Below are 23,799 nucleotides of genomic sequence, written 5' to 3'. Positions count from 1 at the left end.
CGAAGTAATTCTAAGTGTTGTTTTTGATTATATCCAGCAAATTCTTATTAATAATATTAACATCAAATCGCTCTTCAGCATACTGCCTACTTTTTACTCCCATTTTGTCAATCATTTCAGGTGATTTGAGGAAAAATTCCATAGCAGAAATGAGTTCACCCAGATTTCTAGGCTCTATTAAAATTCCATTCTCTCCCGTTTTGACGGTTTCTTTACAACCAGGGGTGTTGGTAATAATAATTGGCATTCCAACTGATAATGCCTCCAGGCTGGACCTTGGTATGCCTTCTCTATAATAAGTAGGGAGAACAAAAACATCAGATTTGTACAAAAACTCTTGAAGATTACTAACAGAGCCGTGATGAATGATCGAATTATTTTCTTTGGCCTCATTTAGAATTGATTCCTCTATAGCAGATCCAGAATTTATTGGAATACCCCCGAAAACATGAAACTCGGCATCTGGGTAACGCGTTTTGAGAGTACTGGCAGCCTCTATAAATAATTTAATTCCTTTTTCTTCAATAAGCCTAGCCACAAAAACAAAAACTATTTTTCCGCTGGTATAAGCCTTTCTTCTAAACTTATACTCATCCAAGTTTACCCCAGATCCGCTGACGATTCCATATTTTTGGCTTTTGGTTAATATTTTCTTATCAAGAAATAATTGATGATCGTCTCGGTTCTGAAAAATAACAACTTTGTTTTTTTTCAATGCTATCCGGTACAATGTTCTGGAAAAAAATTGTAGAAAATCTGATCTTAGTGATGTTCCACTAAACGTGTATCCTAAGCCGGTAATTAATGAAAAAGTGGCGATATTCAATGAACGTGCGGCAATAGAACCGTAAATAACAGGTTTAATGGTATATGAAAAAACAATGTTTATTTCATGTTTCTTTATCTTTTTTCTTAAAGACATAATGGATTGAATATCTTTGATTGGATTTAAACCGGTTCTACTAAGTTCGATATCCACAGGAACTGCACCGGTCGATTTTACCATCTCAAAGTTTTTTGGAATGTCCATGTTTGGTGCTGCGCCGTAAACGGCATAACCATTTTTAATTAAATGTTTAATCATATCTCCCCTAAACTGGTTTAAAGAAAAGGCAAGAGAGGCAATTAACATTATTCGGGGCTTTTTATCCATAGCTAGAACATTAATTATTTAGATAAATATAATTATACCATTTTTGAAAACAGAAGTACGCCCAAACCCTAAAGGTGTTGTCCCTTTTACTGCTAAGGTGGTTTTTTACAAGAGGAATAATCTTATCAGGGTTAAAGATGCCTTGTTTCAAAAGAAAATCTTTTTCAATATAGGATTCCAGCTCTTTCTTTAAACTCGATTTTAGCCAGTCCCCCACGGGAGAACCAAACCCACTTTTACTTAACTCCAGAAAATCCTCAGGAAATTGGTCTTTGAAGGCTTCCTTTAGGATATGCTTTTTGTTCCACCCTTTCATTAAGTAACTTTCGGGAAGGGTATTGGTGTAGTCCCATATTTTCTTATTTAGAAAAGGGGCCCTGCATTCCAATGAGTTTTGCATGCTGGTTCTATCTACTTTGGCGAGCATACCACCTTCCAAACTCAGAATTTTGTCAACATGCCTAAAATCCGTTAAAGATTCCACCAATGGCGATTCCAATTTTTCCTTATAATCGTCAAAAAGTCCATGTTCATAAACTTCTGGTAAAAGAATTTCCTCGAGTTCCCTTTCGGTATTGGCCAATGAAATAATGTCCCAATAACTATTACCGCCATAGTCTACCGCCTTGAGCATTTTTTTGATTTTGAAGCGTCTGCCCCTGTTATCGCTCTTTGTGGCCAATAATACTTTTGATGAATTCAAAATGACATTATGAATAGGTTTAGGAACAACGCTGGTATACCGACTGTTCATCTTTCCAACATAGTACTTGTTATAACCACCAAAAACTTCATCACCACCATCGCCGGTAAGCGCTACTTTTACATGATCCTTAGTTTTTTTGGACACAAAATAGGTGGGCAGGGCGGCGGTGTCTGAAAAGGGTTCATCAAAATTCATCAATATTTCATGAATATTGTCCTCTAAATCCTCTTCACCAATTTTAAATAAATGATGATTACTATTAATCAGTTTTGCAACGGTTTCGGCTTTTTCCGATTCATCACTCGATTTTTTAAACCCAATGGAAAAGGTGTCGATTTTTTTACTTGTGGCTTGAGACAGGCACAACGATACAATAGATGAATCTACACCGCCTGATAAAAAAGTGCCTAATGGTACATCGGCAATTGACCTACTGTCCACGCTCTCATAAACTAGTTCCTTTACATCAGCCTTAGCTTTTTCAAAGTCAATCTCTTGTTCTTTGGGAGGCGTCTCTTCACATATCTCATAGGTTTCAAAGGTATGGGTGTTCAAATCATATTCAATATAATGGTTGGCTTCCAGCTTAAACACATTTTTATAAATGGTATATGGGGCAGGTACGTAGGTAAGTCTTAAAAATAGATTTACCCCTTTTTTAGAAAGTTCGGGCTTTACATTAATAACATCCACAATGGATTTTAATTCTGAAGCCCAAATAAATTGAGAATCGTTCTGTGTATAATACAAAGGTTTTTCCCCAAAGAAATCACGCGCTATGTATAGCTTTTCCTTGTTTTTGTCATGAATGCTAAAACCAAACATCCCGTCAAGCCATTTGAAGGATTCCACACCGTAAGCCTCATAAAGTTTTAAAATCACTTCGGTATCACTTGTGGTGTGAAATTTGGTGTTCTTTTCCTTTTCTAATTTGGATCTTAAGATTCTGTAGTTATATATTTCACCATTAAAAACTATAACGATCTTTTTATCATCAGAATAAATGGGCTGTTTTCCTGAGGTAAGGTCGATAATAGATAATCGTCTCATTGCCATACCTAGGGTGTAATTTTCCTCTTGGGCAGCAACAAAACCATCCTCATCTGGTCCACGATGAATAATTAAATTATTCATTTTTGTTAGGGCCGAGGATATCTTTTTCTTGCTGCTCTGTTTTTCTATTATTCCGTTGATTCCGCACATACTTTGGGGTTTACTAGTTCCTAATGAAATGATTTAATTCTTTGTAAACGCTGTTTAAAAGATATTTTTTTGACCGTTGGACGCCAAGTTCACTATATTTCGATCTTTCCTTTGGGTTATTGTGAAAATAGTCAAGGGCATTTTGAAGTGCCACATGGTCATCATTGTTAATTAAAATTCCATAATCTCCTTTAAAAAATTCACCATTATTGATCTCAATTGTCTTATTGTCATGCAGGAGTTCCAAAGGTCCCGAAAGACAATTGGTCGATATGCATGGCAAACCAACTGACATAGCCTCCAATAATGCGTTTGGGAAGCCTTCTGTAAATGATGATAATACGAAAATATGGCTTTTGGCTAGGTGTTCATTTACATTTTTGACCATACCGCTGAATTGAACTTGTTCATTAAGGTTTCTTCTAGAAACCTCATTGTAAAGAAAACTTTTTAAAGGCCCTCCGCCAAGTATATTCAGTTGATAGCTTAGCTTTGATTTTTCAATTGCCCTAATAATCATAATCTGATTTTTTCTGGTATTTAGTGTCCCAGCAGTGATTAATTTAAGAGAATTTATCTCCTTATTTAGAGCCAAAGGATCAACTATGCTTTTAGGAACTTCAATTGGATTGTATATAACTTGCATTGGAATTTTAACTCCAAAATTATTCTTTAGATCAGCATTTATGAAATAAGAATTTGAAAAAAGTTTATCGCATTTATTATAAAGAATTGGATAGAATATTTTTGAAATATAAAATGATGCCTTGCTGGTAGTATTATCTGTTGGGAAACCTCTTTCGCTAATAATTGTTTTAGGTATTTTATTGACAGACGCTATAATGCCATTAATTAAATTAGGAAAGGCTAAAAATGAAATAGAGTAAAGGATGTTATATTTTTTAATGAGCCTGCTATAGCGGACTATAAATTTAAAAAAATCCACGATTTTAAGATAAAGAGGTTTGTTGGGATTGTCATCGCCCAAAATTTCTACATTTACCTCCCGAGGGATATCAAAATGGATATGATTATGAAACAATACCAAATGTACTGTATAATCTTTAATTAGTTCTTTAAGCAAGAGGCTAACAACTTTTTCGGCACCTCCACTGGTTAAACTAATGGTTATTATACTGAGATTGGGCTTTTTCATTACAAAACGCGCGTTATTTAATGGAGAATCCTTTTTGATTAGTTTCAAGCCATTGCTGAAGCACTATGAGCTTCCATAGCGCATGATAATTGTTCCATGACCCATTCATGTGCTGATCAGTAATTTCAGCGACTTTTACAGGGTCTATGCCAGGGATAACGCTAATACTATCTTTGTTCAATTTTTGATATACAAAATCTTTTAACTCATTTCTAAACCATTCTTTGAAAGGCATTGTGAAGCCGGCCTTAGGTCTATTGAAAATATCCTCAGGAAGATATTTGTAAAGAATGTCTTTTAAAATTCTTTTTTGATTTCCTTTTTTAAATTTATAATCCGTAGGTATGGATCTTCCAAACTCTACTACTGTGTAATCCATGAAAGGGGACCTAGATTCAAGGGAATAGGCCATTGATGCTCTATCAACCTTGGTATTGATATCAGAGTTTAAGTATGTTTTTAAATCAAAATCTGATATACGTTCAAAAATATTCTTGGAATCGTGGAATAGATACTTTAATTCGTCGGGCTTGATATCCCTGTCATAAGTATCATCCAAATATGAAGGTTTTCCGCCGAACATAATTGATAAATAAGCATTATTGAGGTCTGAATTATTGATAACGCCTCCCACGATCTTTGCTTTGTAGTAAGGGAATTTTCTTAAGAGATATGCGCCAGTATATCTAATCGGTTTAGGTAAACCATATATCATGGACATATATTTTGCCCAGTTATAGCGATGGTAGCCTATAAAGTTCTCGTCTCCAGCGTCACCAGATAAAGCCACGGTAACGTGTTGCTTAGTATGTTTTGCTAAAAGCATTGAAGGTACTGCCGAAGGGTCAGCAAAAGGCTCATCGTAGTAATAATTAAAATTTTCAATTAAGTTTAGACCTTCTTCATATTGACATTCAATTACATGATGATCTGTGCCTAAATGATCAGCTACTTTTTGGGCATAAACACTCTCATCAAATCCTTTTTCGTTAAACTTTACCGAGAAAGTCTTTACTTTTTCGGAAGAACTTTGGGTAGCCAGGGCTGCAATCAGTGATGAGTCAATCCCCCCTGAAAGAAAAACACCCAGTGGAACATCTGAGATGAGCCTTCTCTTAACCGCTCCTCTTAATAATGTTTCAAGCTTTTCTTGGGCTTCATAGTAGTTGCCCTTAAATTGTTTTTCACCCTTGAAATCAATATCCCAATATTGTTCGAGCTTTATGGAACCAGTAGAAACGTCATAAGTAAAAAAATGACCGGCCTTTAACTTTTTGATTTCGTTGAATATGGATAAAGGCTCATGCACGTAATCCCATGATAAATAATTCTGAATTGCTCGTTTAGAAATTGATAGTTTATTATTGAATAATTGAATAGAAGATATTTGACTGGAAAACTCAAAATCTAATCCATCATGGTAATAATAAAATGGCTTTTGACCCAACCTGTCTCTAGCCCCAAAAAAAATATTTTTATCTAAATCATGGATTACAAAGGCGAACATGCCATTGAACTTTTCTAAACATCCTCTGTCGTAGGCTAAGTAAGCAGCGCATATAACCTCTGTATCGCTAGTTGTTCTAAATTCATAGCCTTTTTTTCGCAAATCTTCTTTTAGCTCCAAGAAATTATAAATCTCTCCGTTAAAAACTATTTTGACTTTATCCTTATAATTGAAGGGTTGATTTGATCTGGGGTCTAAATCGATGATAGATAGTCTATTATGGCCAAAGGTAATCGAAGCGTTGCCTTTTTCATATGTAGAATAATCCGATTGATCGGGGCCCCTAAAAATGGTTCGCTTTAATTTTGCCTTTACTTGGTCATCATTATAACGAATAGTTGTTCCATATATGCCGCACATAATAAATTTGGGTATTTAAATTTTTTAAATTAAAACTAAATCATTCGAGAAAACAAATTCTCATATTTCTTCATAATCTTTTCTTTCTTAAACTTGTCGACAACAGATTTTCTTACTTCGAATCTGTCAAAGCTGTAATTTGAGTCTTTATTTAGCTCTTTTAGAAATTCTTTTTCATTCTCTACAAGTTTTCCGTTAACATTGTTAATAATAATTTCCTTAGTTCCCCCAGGAACATTAAAACCAATAACAGGCGTTCCAACCACGCAGCTTTCCAGGACAGCATTAGGAAAGCCCTCTACATAAGAACCTTGTAAGAAAATATCATGTTGAGACAAATAATTGTTGACTTCTCTGGTAAATGGTATATGCTCTATTTTATCAAAAATGCCAAGCTTTTTAGCTTCTGTAAATAAAACCTCTTTTTGGTCGCCATTTCCAACAATCGTATATTTGTAGTCGAACTTTACCTTAGATAGGATTTTTAATAATCTAATATGTCCTTTTTCTAGTGATAAACGACCTACGGTTATAAATCGTCTAGTGCTTTTACTAGAGGTATACTCAGTATTAATAGGAGGAAGGCTAGAAATAGGATTGTTTATAACCTCAATCTTTTCCTCAGAAAAACCAAAAGTTTTAATCATATCGTTTTTCATGTCGAATGATTGGCATACCAGAAAATCTAATTTTCTATATAAAGCTTTGGTGATTTTTTGAATGACCCATACAATAATAGATTTATTCTCGACAGTTCTATTGTCAGAACTTAATACTGTGGCCTCTCTTCCAATAAACTTAATATTGGGGAAGAATAGCGAGACAAGCCCCATTACAATATTCAAATGTGCCATACAACTGAACACGATATCGGGTTTGAATTTTGAAATAGAAGAAATTAGAGCAAATATGGAGCTAGACACTCTTGGTTTATTAAGAAAAGTAACATTACTACCCAAAGAATCATACACAGAATCTTTTTCAAAACCTATCACTAATAGATGAGATTCAAACTTTTCCTCATTTAGATTTCGGGAAATAAAAGATACAACCCTTTCTGCCCCTCCTGCTACTAGGGATGGGAGTATAAAGAGAATTTTGGTGTTCTTTGGGTTTTTTTTAACCATAGTTATATTCTGAAATTAAATATGTCTTATGATTCTTTTAATATTGATATTCTTTATTTTTTTTGCAGGGTTTCCTGCAAGCATTGTATCGTTTTCGGTAAATGATTTATTTACAACTGCATTTGCGCCAATGGCTATGTTATTTCCAATTTCTATATCGCCGTAAATCTTTGCTCCAGGTGCGATGTAAACGTTATTACCAATTATTGGGGCTTTATTGGTGCCTCCGGAAGCACCAATATTAGTACACGCATGAATCCTACAATTTTTGCCAACTTTTGCATTGCTGTTGATGACTATAGTGCCATAATGTACAATGGATAATCCGGGTCCAAAAACATTAATGGGGATTGAAAACCCGAGTTTCACTGATATCCTTCTAAATCTATACTTTAAATAGTACAAATATAATTTGGTCATACCCTTGTTGTGGCAGTTGCTGTAATATTCCATCTTTCTTAGCCTTTTTTGAAAAGACCAGATCAAATTAGGGAATAAGGTCTCCTTCAGCTTGAACCCAAAATTATTGTTATCCATGCCCAGCGCCACCTTGTCCGCTTTTAAGTAACGATGATATGTTTCTTTGGAATCAATCATATATTTTTTTCCTGTAAATTGTACTATCAAAAAAGGCCAAACAAATTATTAATGTTCTGGTGTACCAAATATTATGGGCTATAAACCCTTCAAATACAATGAGCGCCACAAAAATAGCATAGTAGGCCTGTGGGGTTTCAAAGGCCAGTTTGATGCCATAAACCAAATAAATCAAAAACACAATCAGGGTCAAAATTCCAAAGTTTACGGCCAATGATAAAAAATAATTATGCGTGTTAAGATGGTTAAACCTTTGATCGGCAGTATAACCAGTACCGTAACCTAAAGGATTGTCTTGGAATTCATTCCAGTATTTTACCAATAATAAAGACCTTCCGCCAGCTCTTCCGCCCTCATCAATTGTAACCTTGCTTTTGCCCAAAAACATGTCCATTCTTTCACCGGCCGCTCCTCTTGAAAATTCAGGAAAATTCTCTTTAATCACTTCAGAAAACGATACAAGCGCCATAAAAAGGATTGACATCATCAAAACTAATTTGAGACCACTTACAAAAACTGTTCTGGGCTTGATTTTAAACTCGGAACTCCATTCGTTCATTGTTCCAAATATTAAAATAAGAATCACCGATGCCATGCCGCTTCGTGATAGGGTAAGGAATACGGCAACTAGCATGAAGACGATAACCAAATACCTCCAAGTTTTGTTTTTATTGACCAATACCAGTACACAGAGTGCCAGAAACTTAATTCCGCTAGCTGCCTGGTTCGGGTTTTCCCCAAAACCTCCTTTCCTGACTGCTTCGCTTAATTTTTTGCTGTATTCCGGTAGGCCGATAAAGAAGTCGTACAGTAGGCTTCCTCCTAAAACCAGCAAGGCTCCGCCAACAACGAAAAGCACCTTTTCTTTGCTTTCAACGGTAAAAAAATGAAGGGCAAAGGAGTATAAAATCAACGTAATGATATTTAATACAATTTCCTGAGTAATTATAAACATCTCCGCTCTAGTTAATGCCGAGTAGACAATTGAAATTATTATAATAAAAAGCAGAAATTTGAAGCTGTGGCTTTTAAAGGTGTTTGAAAAGTCCTTAATGGAATAGTTCATTATAAACAGTCCAAAAAATAGAGGGATTAGAAAAGAAGCCGGAGGCACCGGAATGATATGGATACGATGAAGAAAAATATCGGCATATGAAGCAAACAAAATCAGAAGGGTGCCTAAGATATATTTCATTTCATAAAATTTTTTTCGCAGTAATGCTCCTGTTGTTCTAAATTTTTGCTCTTACAAGCGAATATAATCTATTTATCAAATCTTTAAATCCTTTACTGAACAGCCTTAAAACTATAAGATAAATACATAGAAAAGCTGCCCCCAAAATGGACAGTTTTACAATCAACATCAAAATGTTTTCGCTTCTTGAGGTATCAAATAAATGGAATATAAAATAAAACAGGCTACTTGCGAGCACAAAGTAAACCAAATGCAGGCTAAATCCTTTCCAATACACCACGGAGTTCAAATTGAAACCCTTGGCAAAAAGATAGTAAGGCCTCCAAAGCATTACAATTGCAATCTGACTTATTATTGTGCCCATAAAAACACCAATTATACCATATTTCAGCACAAAAATAACGGATAAAAGTAAATTTATGACACTCTGCACCACAGGAGACCAGATATCATCATAAAGTCCGTATGCCTGCTTAAAACTATCAACAGGTTGCCTTACCTGCAAAATAAAAAATATGATTGCCAAAGCTAATAGAATGTTTGGCGATAACAAATACTTTTCGCCCAGCCATAAAATGATAAAATCGTCTAGGCCAACATAAATCAAAAGGGAAGTGGTTCCTGCAAAGAAAAAGCGAAGGGCCATCATTTCCCAGAAAACCTTTAGCATGTTGTTTATATCATTTTCCGCAACCAGATTGCCTACACTGGCATTGGTGCCGCTAAATAACTTGCTGACCAAAATATTGACGTTGCCCATTACCATTTGATAATTGCCTACGTAAGCTACCGTTGCCGGGTTAATCAAAGCGAATATCAAAATATTATCAGTTCCGGTTGACACAAAGCTGCCGAATTTGTGGAAGCTTACTTGTTTTATCTTTCGAAGAATGTATTTATTTCTTGTTTTTACATCATCATCTACCTTGTAATTGAAAGCTAGCCATGGATAAATCTGCTTAATTTTCATCCTCAACACAATTACCTGTAGTACCGCGATTAACAACTCAGTACTAATCCACAGTATGACACTTTCAAAATAGATAAGTACAATACATTGTATTACCAGTTTTAAAATATAGGAGGTAGTCCCAATGGTAACATTAACATATGATTTTTGATCTGCTTCAAGCAGAAACATGTGGTAGGTAAAAAAGTAGTTGATCAAATTCCCGACCAGAAGGGAGAAGAACAGGAATATAATTACTCCAATGTTCATATCAGTATTCTTAAAAAATAGCGGAAAGAAAAGTGCCAATGTTACACCTCCTATTAAAATGAACAGGCCAATTTTCTTGTAAAGGTAACCTAGATAACCAATGATTTCATTTATTTTATCCCTTTCGTTATTGAAAATAGGATTGTAAAGAGCAAACCCAATGGCTGTGCCTATTCCTAGTTCGGATAAATTTAAAAACATCAGCATGCTTTTTAATGTGCCCTCCGAACCGATGAATTCATCACCTAAGTTGTCCAAAAATATGTCTCGGGAAAAAAACTGAACGACAATATAACCCAACTGAAAGACAAGGGCTATCCATCCATTTTTTACTGTTAAGTTTAACCTAGACATTTTTAAGTTTTAAATTTTTTAAAGGACACTCCAAATCGTGAAATTACTTCCATAATTCTGATTGGGAGGATTTTCACCATGGTAGTCCGTAAATTTTTATTGGCACTACTTGATGTTCTGAAAATTTCTTTTTTGATCTTTTTTCGATAGCTAAGATCGGGGTCGACATGTGTATTTCTGCTCAATAGGAAAAAGTGGTCTGTGTAATAATACGTTACGTAATTATTAATTACCTGATTCAATTCAGGTATTTTCGGGGTATTTTTCATGATATACTCTGTAGCCCGAATTCCTGCTTTTATCTTTTCGGTAGTGTACTTGCTTCTGATAACACTTAAGTTGTCCGTATTGTAGAGATAAAGAGGGCTTTTTATATATCCAAGTTTGGAGATGCGGTTTAGGACATCAATTGTATAATACACATCCTGATGTATTATACCAGGAATAAATCGAAGTCCTTCAACCAGTTTTCTTTTGTAAATCCTTCTCCAAACAGAAAACCCAGTCGAAGCAATGATTCTTTTGGTTGCCGAGAGTGTGTCTTCAATCCGACGTTCAATATCATGAGATGAAGGTTTTTCAGTCCTAGGATCGATTTCAACGACATCTAGATCATTTTTTTTCATAAAATGAACCATCTCGTCCAGCATTGAGACGTCAATATGGTCATCGCTATCCACAAAACAGATAATATCTCCTTGAGCTACATCAAGGCCATTATTTCTCGCAATACTGGAACCGCTGTTTTTTTGATTGAGTACAATGATTCTTGAATCCTTTGAAGCATATTGCTCACATATTGATTTGCTGTTGTCAGTGGAACCGTCATTTACTAAAACAATTTCCAGATTCCTGTAAGTTTGGTTCGCCATGGAATCGAGACATCTTCGTAGGTAGGGTTCTACGTTATATACGGGTACAATAATGCTAACTAAAGGTTTCATTTTTTGCGTTTACGGAATTTGGGGAAATAAAAAAAGTACCAGTAGGTTATAGGCGTCCGTGATGGTCCTTTATAATGCCTTTTACATCATAAATAATTCCGTTTGGTTTTATATAATCACTTAAATTCAAATCTAAATATTCCTTATGGGCCACGGTAAGGACTATGGCGTCATATTTTTCAGCCAGGAATTCTTTTACGGTTGTTAGGTTATATTCGCGCATTACTTCCTCTGGATTTGCCCAAGGATCGTAAACAGTTACCTCCGTATCATAACTTTTAAGTTGGTTAATGACATCCACGGCTTTAGTGTTCCTTACGTCCGGACAGTTTTCTTTGAAGGTAATACCCAAGGCCAAAATCTTGGCTCCTTTAATTCTGATATCATTTTTCACCATAAGCTTAATGATCTCGGATGCCACATATTCACCCATTCCGTCGTTAACACGTCTTCCCGCCAAAATAATTTCGGGATGGTAACCTACTTCCTGTGCCTTTTGCGCTAGATAATAAGGGTCAACACCAATACAGTGCCCACCAACTAGCCCCGGCTTAAACGGCAAGAAATTCCATTTTGTACCGGCAGCTTCTAAAACTGAATGGGTGTCAATATCCAACAAATTAAATATTTTGGCCAGTTCATTTACAAAGGCAATATTTATATCCCTTTGCGAATTTTCAATAACTTTTGCCGCTTCTGCAACTTTTATTGTTGGTGCTAAGTGTGTCCCGGCTGTGATGACGCTTGCATAGAGCGCATCTACTTTTTTTCCTATTTCCGGAGTAGACCCAGCGGTTACTTTCAAAATTTTATCAACCGTATGCAATTTGTCTCCCGGGTTAATACGCTCTGGAGAGTAGCCCGCAAAGAAATCTTCGTTAAATTTCAGGCCGCTAACTTTTTCCAGTACGGGGATACATTCATCTTCGGTAACACCAGGATATACAGTAGATTCGTATATTACGATATCTCCCTTTTTGAGCACTTTGCCCACTGTTTCGCTTGATTTATACAAAGGTGTTAAATCTGGCCTGTTATTTTTGTCTATTGGAGTGGGTACGGTAACCACGTAATAGTTGCAATCCTTTATATCGTCAAGGTTTGCAGAGCAGTATAGTCCAATTTTATAATCAGGGGTGTCCTTTAAAACTGATTTTAGAACTGAGGATTCAATCTCAAGAGTAGCGTCCTCTCCTTTCATAAGTTCTGCAACTCTGCTCTTGTTGATATCAAAACCTACAACAGAATATTTTGTTGCAAAAAGCCGGGCTAAAGGCAGGCCAACATATCCTAGGCCTATAACTGCAATTTTATCTTTTTTCATAATAGTATTATTGTCCGATAGAATAGTATTCAAATCCGATTTGATTCATTTTATCTTTATCCAATAAACTCCTGCCGTCAAAAACAAAGGCAGGTTTTTTCATGTTATCATATATTTTTTGCCAGTCGTAATCCTTAAATTCATCCCATTCTGTCATAATGGCTACGGCGTGGGCATCTTCCATGGTTTCATAAGGTGATAAAGTACTGGTGATTCCCGAAGCATTTTCTTCTTCAGTTCTCGTGTTCAAATAGTTAAGGTCGGCAAGAACTTTTTGCTCCGAAACTTGAGGGTCATAAACTGCGATTCGCGCTTGTTCGTTTAGCAAATGATCTGCTACATAAATAGCGGCGGATTCCCTTGTATCATTGGTGTCCTTTTTAAAGGCCCAGCCCAACATTGCAATTTTTTTGCCCGAAACGGTATTATAAAGTGTTTTAATCAGGTTATCAGAAAAGCGTCTTTTTTGGTGGTCGTTCATAATCACCACTTGTTCCCAATAATCGGCAACTTCCTGAAGGCCATAACTTCTGGCGATATATACCAAGTTTAAAATATCCTTTTGAAAGCACGAACCTCCAAATCCAACGGAAGCTTTTAAAAATTTCGGACCAATTCTGGAGTCCATGCCAATGGCTTTTGCAACTTCGTTGACGTTAGCCTCTGTATGTTCACATAGTTCGGAAATGGCATTTATGGAAGACACACGTTGTGCTAAAAAGGCATTGGCCGTTAATTTTGACAACTCTGAAGACCACAGGTTAGTGGTTAATATCTTATCATCCGAAACCCAGCTTCCGTAAACTTTTGACAAGCTGCCAATTGCTGCTTTAGATTCACCACCGATCAATACCCTATCCGGACTTAGCAAGTCCTGCACTGCGGTACCTTCGGCCAAAAATTCAGGATTAGAAAGTATATGAAAATTGATCCCATTTCCTGTATTGTGCAAAATGCTTTTGATGGCTTCGGCAGTTCTTACTGGCAAAGTAGATTTTTCGACTACAATCTTGTCCGTTTTTGCAACTTCGGCAATTTTTCTGGCACACAGTTCCACATATTTTAAATCGGCAGCCATGCCTTTTCCTTTACCGTATGTTTTGGTCGGTGTGTTTACCGAAATGAAAATCATTTCAGAATTATCGATCGCAGCATCGACGTTTGTGGAAAAAAACAGGTTTTTATTCCGGGTTTCCTTAACGATATCGGCCAAACCAGGTTCGTATACCGGTAGTTTGGATAAGTCGGCATTGTTCCAAGCCGCAATTCTTTCTGCGTTAATATCCACAATGGTGACTTTAATGTTTGGGTTTTTCTTTGCGATTACGGCCATAGTAGGCCCGCCGACATAGCCGGCCCCAATGCAACAAATGTTCTTTACAGTCATTTTATAAGTTTATAGGTTGTTCCAATACCAGGAAACAGCTTCTTTCAATCCGCCGCTGATATCGTATTTTGGGTTATAATTAAGTAATGTTTTAGCTTTTTCTAATGATGCCAGGGAATGGGGGATATCCCCAACTCTGTTTTCCCTGTATTTTACTTCAACATCTTTGATTTTAGCATCAAATTCAGAAAGATATTCCTTTAAAAGCGATGTCAGTTCGGTTAACGTGGTACGCTCCCCATAGGCTACATTGTACACAGTGTTTAAAGCCTCTTTATTCTGAGTGGTTAAGGCTTTTATATTCATTTGAACTACATTGTCAATATAGGTGAAATCCCTTGAATACGAGCCATCTCCGTTGATATATGGAGATTCGTGCTTGATATATTGTTGCACGAATTTAGGAATTACCGCGGCATAAGCCCCGTTTGGATCTTGCCTTCTGCCAAAAACATTGAAATAGCGCAATCCGATAGTGTCTAAACCATAGGTTTTGTGGAAAATATCAGCATAAAGCTCATTTACATATTTCGTTATGGCATAAGGAGATAACGGTCTTCCAATTTTATCTTCAACTTTAGGTAAAGATTCCGAATCGCCATAAGTAGAGGAGCTTGCAGCGTAAACAAAACGAGTAACACCTGCATCTCTTGATGCTACCAACATATTTAAAAAGCCGGAGACGTTTACGTCGTTGGTAGTAATGGGATCGTTTATGGAACGAGGTACAGAACCCAATGCAGCCTGGTGCAGCACATAGTCTACTTTTTCGCAAGCCGTGTGGCAATCTTCAAGTTTCCTAATATCTCCTTCAATCAGTTTGAAAAGAGGATTTTTTAAAAAAGGCTCAATGTTTTCGTGCTTTCCGGTAGCAAAGTTGTCTAAGCAAACAGTCTTTATATTATTGGATAAAAGGGTTTCGCAAAGGTTAGATCCTATAAATCCTGCTCCACCAGTAACTAATACGGTTTTGTCGCGCAGTATTTCTATCATTCGATTTGGGTTATTTGTTAATAGGTTGCGCAAAGATGTGAAAAAATATCTAAACAAAGTATATTATTATACTAAGTAATAGTTTTTCACGATAAAAATCACTCAGAGGCAGGTTAAGGTTAATTTTATCGATAAAACTATGTTTTTCAACTATTTAAAATTCATTTATAATAGTTTTGATACCAATCAACAAAAGATTTTACACCGTCACCTATAGATGTATTTGGTCTATAATTGTAATCATCTATTAAATCATCTACGTTGGCCCATGTTCTTTCAACGTCACCGGGCTGTATGGGCATCATTTCCTTTTGGGCTTCTTTTTTAACATTAGCCTCAATTTCCTCAATAAAATCCATGAGCTTAACAGAATTGTTATTGCCTATATTATAGATTTTATAGAATTCATTGTTATTAATTCTTTCAGTCTGCGGTTTTTCGATTATCCTGACCACTCCCTCAACTATATCATCAATGTATGTAAAGTCACGTTCCATCTTCCCATAGTTAAATACTTTAATAGGTTTATGGTTTACTATGGCATCTGTGAACAGGAACATGGCCATATCCGGCCTTCCCCATGGCCCATAAACTGTAAAAAACCTTAGTCCCGTAGTGGGTAACTTGAATAAATGGCTATAAGTGTGTGCCATTAATTCGTTGCCTTTTTTTGTGGCCGCATATAGGCTTATAGGATTGTCTACATTATCAGATGTTGAGAATGGAATCTTTTTATTCAGTCCATAAACACTGGAACTACTGGCGTATACTAGGTGTTTTATGTTATAGTTCCTGCAACATTCTAGAATATTTAAAAACCCGACTAAATTGGAGTCCATATAGGTTTCAGGGTTTTCCAAACTATATCTTACTCCGGCCTGAGCGCCCAAATTACAAACGATATCGAAGCCTTCTGAGTTGAACAATTTAGGAAGTTCCTTGCGGTCTTCAAGATTCATCCTAACAAAGTAAAAATCTTCATAGGTTTGGCTTATGCATTTATTTGCGAAGATTTCTGCTTCATTTCTTGAAATGCCCAGCTCTTTCAACCTGGCATATTTTAGGTTAACATCGTAATAATCATTGATGTTATCTAAACCAACAACTGTGTGGCCATTTTCTAATAGTGCCTTGGAAGTGTGAAAACCAATAAATCCGGCGGCTCCAGTGACTAAAATTTTCATCCGAAAGGTTATTTATATATAAAATCAAACGCCAAAGATGAAAAATGTATTTAAAAATAACTAAAAGTTTGATGAAAATGTTAGCTTTTTTGATATTAAGGGATTTTATAAGTAAATCTTTCTCGCGTTTTTATGTTTCTTTTTAACGTTGAATAGTAGGGTGTTAAACCTCAGAATGTCGGTCAACCCAAAAGACTTTGTTTTCATCTTTTTTTTCTTGTTGGTAGCGATTATATTTATATTTTAGTCGTCGTTTGACCCCTTATTTATCACATAAACGCTATTATGATTTTTAATTCATTAGCCTTTTTAACTTTCTTTCCAATAGTATTTATACTGTACTGGAGCATAAACAAAAAAGCATATAAAACCCAGAATGTTTTATTGCTTATAGCTAGTTATGTATTCTATGGCTGGTGGGACTGGCGATTTCTGTCCCTTATCGCTTTTTCTACCATAATAGATTATACCCTAGGCTTACAAATTGAAAAGAGCCAAACTAGAAAAAAGGCATTTTTAATATTAAGTCTTATTACTAATTTGGGGCTATTGGCCGTATTCAAATATTTTAATTTCTTTATTGATTCTTGGGTAGGCTTGTGGTCCATGTTCGGGTATGAAATGTCCGTATCAACCTTAAATATCATTCTGCCTGTTGGTATTAGTTTTTATACATTTCAAACGATGTCATACTCAATTGATATATACAGAGGAGAACTAAAGCCGACCAAGAATTTTATTGATTTTGCCACATTTGTTAGCTTTTTTCCTCAATTGGTAGCTGGACCAATTGAACGCGCCTCAAATTTGTTACCACAGTTGCAAAGCTCAAGGGATTGGAGCCATACCCGTTTTAAGAACGGCCTTTTTCAAATAGGCGTAGGGTTTTTTAGAAAAGTGGTGGTGGCCGATGCCATTGGCGCTACCATTGATGGCATCTATAATGCCCCGGAAATATATAATGCTTCAAGTATTGTAATGGCGGTGGTTCTGTATTCTTTTCAAATTTATTTTGACTTTAGTGGCTATTCCGATATCGCTATCGGTACGGCAAAACTTTTGGGCTTTGATTTTAAACGAAATTTTAACCTTCCCTATTTCTCGGTTTCGATTACCGAATTTTGGAGGCGGTGGCATATGTCTTTATCTACATGGCTGAGAGACTATCTTTATATTCCTCTAGGAGGCAACCGGAAGGGCATAAAAATGCAGTATAGAAATTTATTTTTAACGATGTTGCTTGGTGGCCTTTGGCATGGCAGTTCCTGGAATTTTGTAGTCTGGGGCGCCATTCACGGCATACTCCTTGGCATTGAAAAGAGGTTTAAGCTTATCCCCGAAAAATATAATTTCGTTAAGAACCTCTTTATTTTCGGTTTGGTAAGCCTTATTTGGATATTTTTCAGGTCACTAAGTTTTAGCGATTCCAAGCTGATGTTTTCAAAACTTGTTACAGGTTCCTACGGCATGCCCTTTATAGGAAACATCAATGCGTTTGCCGCATTACTATATGGCCTGGTTTTGGCTATGATTTTTGACATTACATTATTTAGAAAGAATATCGCGCTGGAAAACTTTGGATCTACTTTAAAGCGGAGCCACTACATCTTGCTGTTCAATTTTATATTGATCAACATCATTTTGTTTTTCTCCAGTGCCAGTAACTTTATTTATTTCCAATTTTAGATGAAAAAGTCATTTAAACTATTTTTAGTACTCTTGTTAGTCTTTATTATTGTTGATAGGCTGATCAGTTTTGGATTGGGTAGCATGGCTAATAAAGTGGTTACCGGACAGGGGGTAGGTAAGGTGAACCAGTTTTTGAAAATTAAAGACTCTGTTAACCTTCTTGTTTTTGGTAGCTCCAGGGCGAACCATCATGTGGAAAACCAAATGCTGGACACTGCTTCATTTAATATGGGGGTAGATGGCACGAAGCTTGGGCAAAGTGCTGGTTTAATTTCCACTTTGAATAAAAAAAACCAAATTATATTGGTTCATATTGACCAAAGTACGGTGTTTGACGAGGCCTATCAAGCATCGGATATACTGAATCTTATCAATATAACCTCGGACTATAAATCAGTAAAGAGTTTAATCTTTGATTTTTTCCCCGAGGAAATTTATGTCACCAACGCTATCAACTCGTATGCCTACAACGGAAAAGTGCTTTCTATATTCAAGAATTATTTTATGCCAGATGGCGGTTACATGAAGCATAGGGGGTACGACCCTCTTGTTCCCTCGGAGGCTCAAAAGGAGATATTCGAGGCTTTAATAAAGAACAATGATTTTGTGAAAGATAAAAGAAGTAAATTTGAAATTAATGGTGCTGTTGACATTTTGGTAGGGTTCATCAAAAATAAAGGGGAAGAGTTGAATTCTAGGGTAATTTTTTTCACATCCCCTTCTCTGAGGCCAATTTCAGGTCAGATGCGCTCGGCTACTGAAAACTATTTCAAATCGAAAGAGGCAGAGTACTATGATTATTCAGATTTTGACGATGGTAGCAATAAGTCGTATTGGAAGGATTTCACTCACATGTCGGCAAAAGGAGCAAGGGCATTTACCAAGGAGATTGAAGTCTTGATAAAAAGAAAATAGGGTCTTGGGTAAAAATATACAAAGCTTCTCCCAAAAAAATAAGTTGAGCAAATTGAATTTTTTTAATAAAAATCGTGAAAAAATAAAAAAATATAGCTCTTAAAATCTATCTTCAAATACTTGTTTATCAAATCTTTATATGTGATTGTTTTTTGGCATTATCATATCCCTATAAATTTAATCGGATTATTAACAAATTCGTAAAGTCCAAATTTCAATCCCATTCGTAACTACTAACAATTGATTGAAACAGTAATTATTTTTATCGTTGAATTATGCGTTTAATCGTTGAAAATGGTAACAGATTATGTATTTCATCGAAAAAATAATACAAAATATATCGCATTTCGTCGAAAAAAAATGTATTTGAACGATATTTATTAATTTATGCCTTAGTTTTGCATCTGTTAATAATGTCCGAATCATTGTTAAACCCAAAATTCTAAAACCTACTACATTGTTATGAAATCTACTTTGCCTACTTTTAAACCCATGGTTATTTTTTCATTTTTAATTATTTTACTTACTTCTTGCAATAAGGAGGAACTTTTTATTCCAAAAGAATTACTTCAAGAGGAAGAGGAAATTACTACCGAGGAAGAAGAAATTGGGGATAATGAGTTCACTGTCATTTTGAATGACGATTTTTATGAGACGTATGAGAACACGGCAATAACAATCGATCCATCCGAAAATGATGGTGAAATCAACTCGGATATTATCTTATCCTATACCGATCCTTCCAATGGTATTTTAATCATAGAAAACGAGTCTATTGTATATACACCAAATGACGGTTTCACTGGAGAAGACTCCTTTATATATGAAGTATGTGATGGCGAAACCGGATTGATTTGTTTTGAGGCCAATGTCAATATAATGGTTAATGTACATGAAAACACAGGTATCGAAGGAGAATTTAAAGCTTTTCCTTCCGCTTATGGAGCCGGAGCTTACATTACTGGAGGAAGAGGAGGTAGAGTTTTGCACATAACTAGACTGGACGATGCCTATGAGCCGGGCACTTTAAGATGGGCTTTAAATCAAAAATACCCTAGGATAATTGTTTTTGACGTTTCTGGGGTGATTAATATAAATACTCAAACAATTCACTTAAATGGTGATGATTACGGAGACGTTTCCATTTTGGGGCAAACAGCACCTAGAGGAGGGATAACAATAACAGGTGGGAGAATTTGGTTTGAGTATACTAGAAACCTAATTATTAGATATATAAAGTTTAGAAATGGTCATACGTCGAACAATGGAGATTGTTTAACGATTGCAAGGTCCACTGACGTTATAGTAGATCATTGTTCATTTTCCTATTCAAAGGATGAGGCTCTGGACGTAGCCGGTTCCTTCGATCCTACGGATGGCAACATTACTTTATCCAATAATCTATTTGGTGAGTGTAAAACAGCTATGATAGTAGGCCATGACAATGTAGGGCCTTATGGGAGTGTTTCGGTACTTCGAAATGCTACAGCAAATGTTGGTTGGAGATTTCCGAAGACGGGAGGTGCATTGGAAATTGATATTATTAATAATGTACATCACAATTGGAAGAATAGGACGATTCGAATGGACGACAATGATTTTACCGTAAATCAAATAAATAACTATTATCAAGCAGGTTCAGAAACGGGTTTTAACGCTTTAGCCAAAATGTGGACCAATCCGAATATGTCACCTAGAATCCATACATCTGGAAATTTTGTTAGCCCGTCAATTAAGCCCGATGGATTTGATGAAGACCAAAGCTTGGGATGGCAGAAATTTCATACTAGTACTGTGGAATTGAAGCCTGAGTGGTTTTCTGATGTCAGATTGCCCATCCAAGGGGCAGCTCTACCTATATTGTCTTCAGAAGAGGCTTTTGATGATGTACTTTCTAGTGTAGGGGCATGTCATTCTTTGAATTCCGATGGCTCTGTTGACTTTTTTAGAGACTCTTTAGACGAAGGCTATGTTGATTTGATACGAAATAAAAGTAATCAAAGAGCTATGGGCTTGGACGCATATGGCGCGATGCCGACATCAATCCCAAGTAATATAAGGCCGGATGATTATGATACAGACGGCGATGGCATGCCTGATGAGTGGGAAAGACTAGTCTTTGGCGATCTTACTAAAGAAGCCAATGGAGACGAAGACGGAGATGGTTATTCAAATCTTGAAGAGTTTTTATACCAAATTTAATAGCTACTCAGGAGTATAAAATAGTAGTTCACTAAAAGCTTACAGTTTAATCTAAACTGTAAGCTTTTAATGTACTTGGTATGTTTAATACAATATTTAATCCATCACTACTCCAAACTCACCATACCACTTACTTAGTACATAAAGCTTCCAAATATTGGCAGTATGGTCATCTTGTCCATTCATGTGCTCATTTAAAAGTCTTTTGAATTTTTGAATGTTTAGATTGGGAACTTTTTCAAGGAATTCATCATTCAAAGCACCAAGGAACTCATCTTTCAACTCATTTCGCATCCATTCGCCAATAGGGACAGCAAACCCTCTTTTAGGCTGATTGAATACTTCTTCAGGGATAAATTCTTTCAGAAGGTCTCTTAAAATCTTTTTTTGCCTCCCCTTTTCATACCTGAAAGACATTGGAAGTGTTCTTGCAAATTCAACCACCCGGTAATCCAAAAAAGGACTTCTAACTTCTACCGAATAGGCCATACTTGCCCGATCAACCTTGACATTGCTGTCATTTTCAAGCCATAATTTGATGTTTAAGTCGGCCGCTTTTTGTAAAAATATGTTGGACCATTTTTTATAGCCTTGATAATGCTTCATATAGTCCTGTCTTTTCTTGTTTAAAAGAAAACCTTTTCTGGAAAAAATGTTCTCTATAAAGTCGTTCTTGGTTTTGGTGTTAAGGGCATTTTTTACCCTGTGTGAATTCATGCCGAATAGTTTTAACAAAAATGGCTGAGAGACCATTTTTCGAATGAAAAATGGAATTTCTATGATAGATTTGTTCCTAACCAGCGAATCAAAATGATTGTAACCAATAAAACTTTCATCTCCACCGTCGCCAGACAGTGCCACTGTGACGTGCTTCTTTGTAACTGAATTCAACAACAAAGAGGGCAGTGCGGAACTGTCGGCAAACGGCTCATCATATACTTCAGTGAGTTTTGGCACCAACTTTAGGATATCATTGGCACTACAAATAGTAGTTTTGTGGTTTGAACCGATAATTTCGGCATACTGTTCGGCAATCTTGCTTTCGTCAAACTTTGGGTTTTCAAAACCGATAGAAAAGGTGTTTATTTTTTCTTTGGAAGCTTCTGCCGCCAAAGCGGAAACCAAAGCAGAGTCTATTCCTCCCGAAAGAAAGGAACCAATCGGAACATCGGACTGCAATCTGATTTTTACGGCGTCCGAAAGTAAATCATGGAGTTCTTTCATTGCATCTTCATAGCTTATGTCTCTAACTTCAACGTCCTTTAAATTCCAATACTCCTGAATCTCCAATTTGCCAGTTTCTAAACTGATTGTCATGAAGTTGCCGGGAGGTAATTTCATGATGTCATCTGCAATGGTATAAGGGCTTGGGATGAACATGCAGTCAAGGTAAATGGAAATAGCCTCTTCATTAATTTTTTTACCCTTGAGCATTGGTCTTATTTGGCTGCATATTTCAATTTTCCCATCTTTAAAACAATAGTAAAACGGCTTTACGCCCAGGCGGTCTCTTGCCGAAAAAATTTCGTTGGTGTCTTCATTATAAATACTAAAAGCAAACATCCCGTTGGTTCTTTCAAGTAAACCTTTGCCCCATTCATAAAATCCAATAAGAAGCACTTCGGTATCACTTTCGGTTTTAAAGGTATAGCCCAAGCCTAAAAGCTCCTCTTTGAGGTCTAAATAGTTATAAATTTCACCATTGAAAACAATATGGAGGTTTTTGTAAACCATGGGCTGGTTTGAACGCGGATCAAGGTCTAAAATGGCCAACCTTAAATGGCCTAAAGTAACATCGTTCACTTTTGAGAGTCCAGTATAATCAGGGCCTCTGAAAGAGATGGAATCGAGTTTTGATTTTACTTCCTTTTCCTCAAAAGGTATATTGGTTAAGTATATGCCGCACATGGTAGTCTCATTTTGCTGTAAAGCACGCACTTATTTTTTATAAATACAATAATAGGCCTCAAAAATCTATGAAACGACCAAAAGTTTAGTTGTTTGATACAGTGCTGCGTTCATCTTGGAATTAGTCTAAAAAAATGGTTCATTTTAAGAGGGTTAATATGACGTAAATTCAGTTCCATCAGAGGTTATTGACATTTCTGTTTTTTTTGAATTTTTAAATATTTGGTTACAAGCATTAGTAGGGTGGATCCTACCCCAAGATATTATTGGTTTACTATGCATTTGATACCTTGATCTTGAATTTTATTTTTCGAGAAAGTGTTTAAAAATATTCTAATATGATAACACTCCTATCGACTATCTACAAAGATTTCCCATGTAAAATGTAAGGGCGTGCATTTAGCCGATTTTAATGAATGTTTTAGCGAAATAAGCAATATCTTTTACTTTCGCTTTAAAACAATTGCTAAATTTACCCCATCAAACACAAAATTAAATTGATTAATAGCAAAATGTTGATTTAATGTGTGAATGTCAAATTATTGAAAATTGCATCCTACTTCCCTCAATAGGTTTTGAATTTTAGGTAGTGACATTAACATTTTTGAATTTTTGAAATTTTGAAATTAATTATTGATTTTGACATCTTCATCTCTTGGGGGAGGTTCAATACAAT

At 35.9% G+C, this 23,799-nt stretch carries 17 protein-coding genes; 3 read left to right on the top strand and 14 right to left on the bottom strand.

The features are described 5' to 3' along the window. Positions 1 to 10: 10 nt before the first annotated feature. The 13 genes from H7U19_RS11285 to H7U19_RS11225 form a co-directional block, all read right to left on the bottom strand. On the bottom strand, positions 11 to 1,153 hold the full coding sequence (locus tag H7U19_RS11285; protein WP_186562386.1) for a glycosyltransferase family 4 protein: 1,143 nt from the start codon (positions 1,151 to 1,153) through the stop codon (positions 11 to 13). Between the two features lie 10 nt (positions 1,154 to 1,163). Next, positions 1,164 to 3,062, bottom strand: coding sequence for an asparagine synthase (glutamine-hydrolyzing) (asnB, locus tag H7U19_RS11280; RefSeq protein ID WP_186562384.1), 1,899 nt, complete (start codon positions 3,060 to 3,062; stop codon positions 1,164 to 1,166). Between the two features lie 13 nt (positions 3,063 to 3,075). Beyond that, entirely contained in the window at positions 3,076 to 4,218 is a 1,143-nt protein-coding gene (locus tag H7U19_RS11275) for a glycosyltransferase (RefSeq protein ID WP_186562382.1), read from the bottom strand. Between the two features lie 13 nt (positions 4,219 to 4,231). Then, positions 4,232 to 6,085: an asparagine synthase (glutamine-hydrolyzing) gene (gene asnB / locus H7U19_RS11270; protein WP_186562380.1), complete on the bottom strand. Its 1,854-nt coding sequence runs from the start codon at positions 6,083 to 6,085 to the stop codon at positions 4,232 to 4,234. A gap of 35 nt (positions 6,086 to 6,120) precedes the next feature. After that, a complete protein-coding gene (locus H7U19_RS11265; RefSeq protein ID WP_186562378.1) occupies positions 6,121 to 7,212 on the bottom strand; it encodes a glycosyltransferase in 1,092 nt (363 codons plus the stop codon). A gap of 15 nt (positions 7,213 to 7,227) precedes the next feature. Then, positions 7,228 to 7,809 carry a serine O-acetyltransferase gene (locus H7U19_RS11260; protein WP_186562377.1) on the bottom strand — a complete coding sequence of 194 codons (582 nt, stop codon included), beginning with the start codon at positions 7,807 to 7,809 and terminating at the stop codon, positions 7,228 to 7,230. Further along, entirely contained in the window at positions 7,802 to 9,004 is a 1,203-nt protein-coding gene (locus H7U19_RS11255) for an O-antigen ligase family protein (protein WP_186562375.1), read from the bottom strand. Before H7U19_RS11255 ends, H7U19_RS11260 begins: the two co-directional genes overlap by 8 nt. 37 nt (positions 9,005 to 9,041) lie before the next feature. Continuing rightward, on the bottom strand, positions 9,042 to 10,577 hold the full coding sequence (locus tag H7U19_RS11250; RefSeq protein WP_186562373.1) for an MATE family efflux transporter: 1,536 nt from the start codon (positions 10,575 to 10,577) through the stop codon (positions 9,042 to 9,044). A 2-nt stretch (positions 10,578 to 10,579) separates the two neighbouring features. Then, on the bottom strand, positions 10,580 to 11,521 hold the full coding sequence (locus tag H7U19_RS11245) for a glycosyltransferase (RefSeq protein WP_186562371.1): 942 nt from the start codon (positions 11,519 to 11,521) through the stop codon (positions 10,580 to 10,582). Positions 11,522 to 11,567: 46 nt separating this feature from the next. Beyond that, on the bottom strand, positions 11,568 to 12,845 hold the full coding sequence (locus H7U19_RS11240) for a nucleotide sugar dehydrogenase (RefSeq protein ID WP_186562369.1): 1,278 nt from the start codon (positions 12,843 to 12,845) through the stop codon (positions 11,568 to 11,570). 7 nt (positions 12,846 to 12,852) lie between these two features. After that, positions 12,853 to 14,232, bottom strand: coding sequence for a nucleotide sugar dehydrogenase (locus H7U19_RS11235; RefSeq protein WP_186562367.1), 1,380 nt, complete (start codon positions 14,230 to 14,232; stop codon positions 12,853 to 12,855). A gap of 9 nt (positions 14,233 to 14,241) precedes the next feature. Next, positions 14,242 to 15,225, bottom strand: coding sequence for an SDR family oxidoreductase (locus H7U19_RS11230; protein WP_186562366.1), 984 nt, complete (start codon positions 15,223 to 15,225; stop codon positions 14,242 to 14,244). Between the two features lie 161 nt (positions 15,226 to 15,386). After that, positions 15,387 to 16,409, bottom strand: a complete 1,023-nt coding sequence (locus H7U19_RS11225) for an NAD-dependent epimerase (RefSeq protein ID WP_186562365.1) — start codon at positions 16,407 to 16,409, stop codon at positions 15,387 to 15,389. A gap of 285 nt (positions 16,410 to 16,694) precedes the next feature. On the opposite strand from H7U19_RS11225, the gene H7U19_RS11220 reads away from it, so the two are divergent. From H7U19_RS11220 to H7U19_RS11210, 3 genes are all read left to right on the top strand, one after another. Further along, entirely contained in the window at positions 16,695 to 18,095 is a 1,401-nt protein-coding gene (locus tag H7U19_RS11220) for an MBOAT family O-acyltransferase (RefSeq protein WP_186562363.1), read from the top strand. Further along, positions 18,096 to 19,013 carry a hypothetical protein gene (locus H7U19_RS11215; protein WP_186562361.1) on the top strand — a complete coding sequence of 306 codons (918 nt, stop codon included), beginning with the start codon at positions 18,096 to 18,098 and terminating at the stop codon, positions 19,011 to 19,013. 462 nt (positions 19,014 to 19,475) lie between these two features. Then, positions 19,476 to 21,215 carry an Ig-like domain-containing protein gene (locus H7U19_RS11210; protein WP_186562359.1) on the top strand — a complete coding sequence of 580 codons (1,740 nt, stop codon included), beginning with the start codon at positions 19,476 to 19,478 and terminating at the stop codon, positions 21,213 to 21,215. Between the two features lie 96 nt (positions 21,216 to 21,311). On the opposite strand, the gene asnB (H7U19_RS11205) is transcribed toward H7U19_RS11210, so the two are convergent. Beyond that, positions 21,312 to 23,123 carry an asparagine synthase (glutamine-hydrolyzing) gene (gene asnB, locus H7U19_RS11205; RefSeq protein WP_186562357.1) on the bottom strand — a complete coding sequence of 604 codons (1,812 nt, stop codon included), beginning with the start codon at positions 23,121 to 23,123 and terminating at the stop codon, positions 21,312 to 21,314. Between the last annotated feature and the right edge of the window lie 676 nt (positions 23,124 to 23,799).

The organism is Hyunsoonleella aquatilis, assembly GCF_014270105.1.
Lineage (GTDB): Bacteria > Bacteroidota > Bacteroidia > Flavobacteriales > Flavobacteriaceae > Jejuia > Jejuia aquatilis.
Note: the sequence above shows the minus strand (reverse complement) of the source record. Positions and strands in the feature narration are given on the sequence as shown.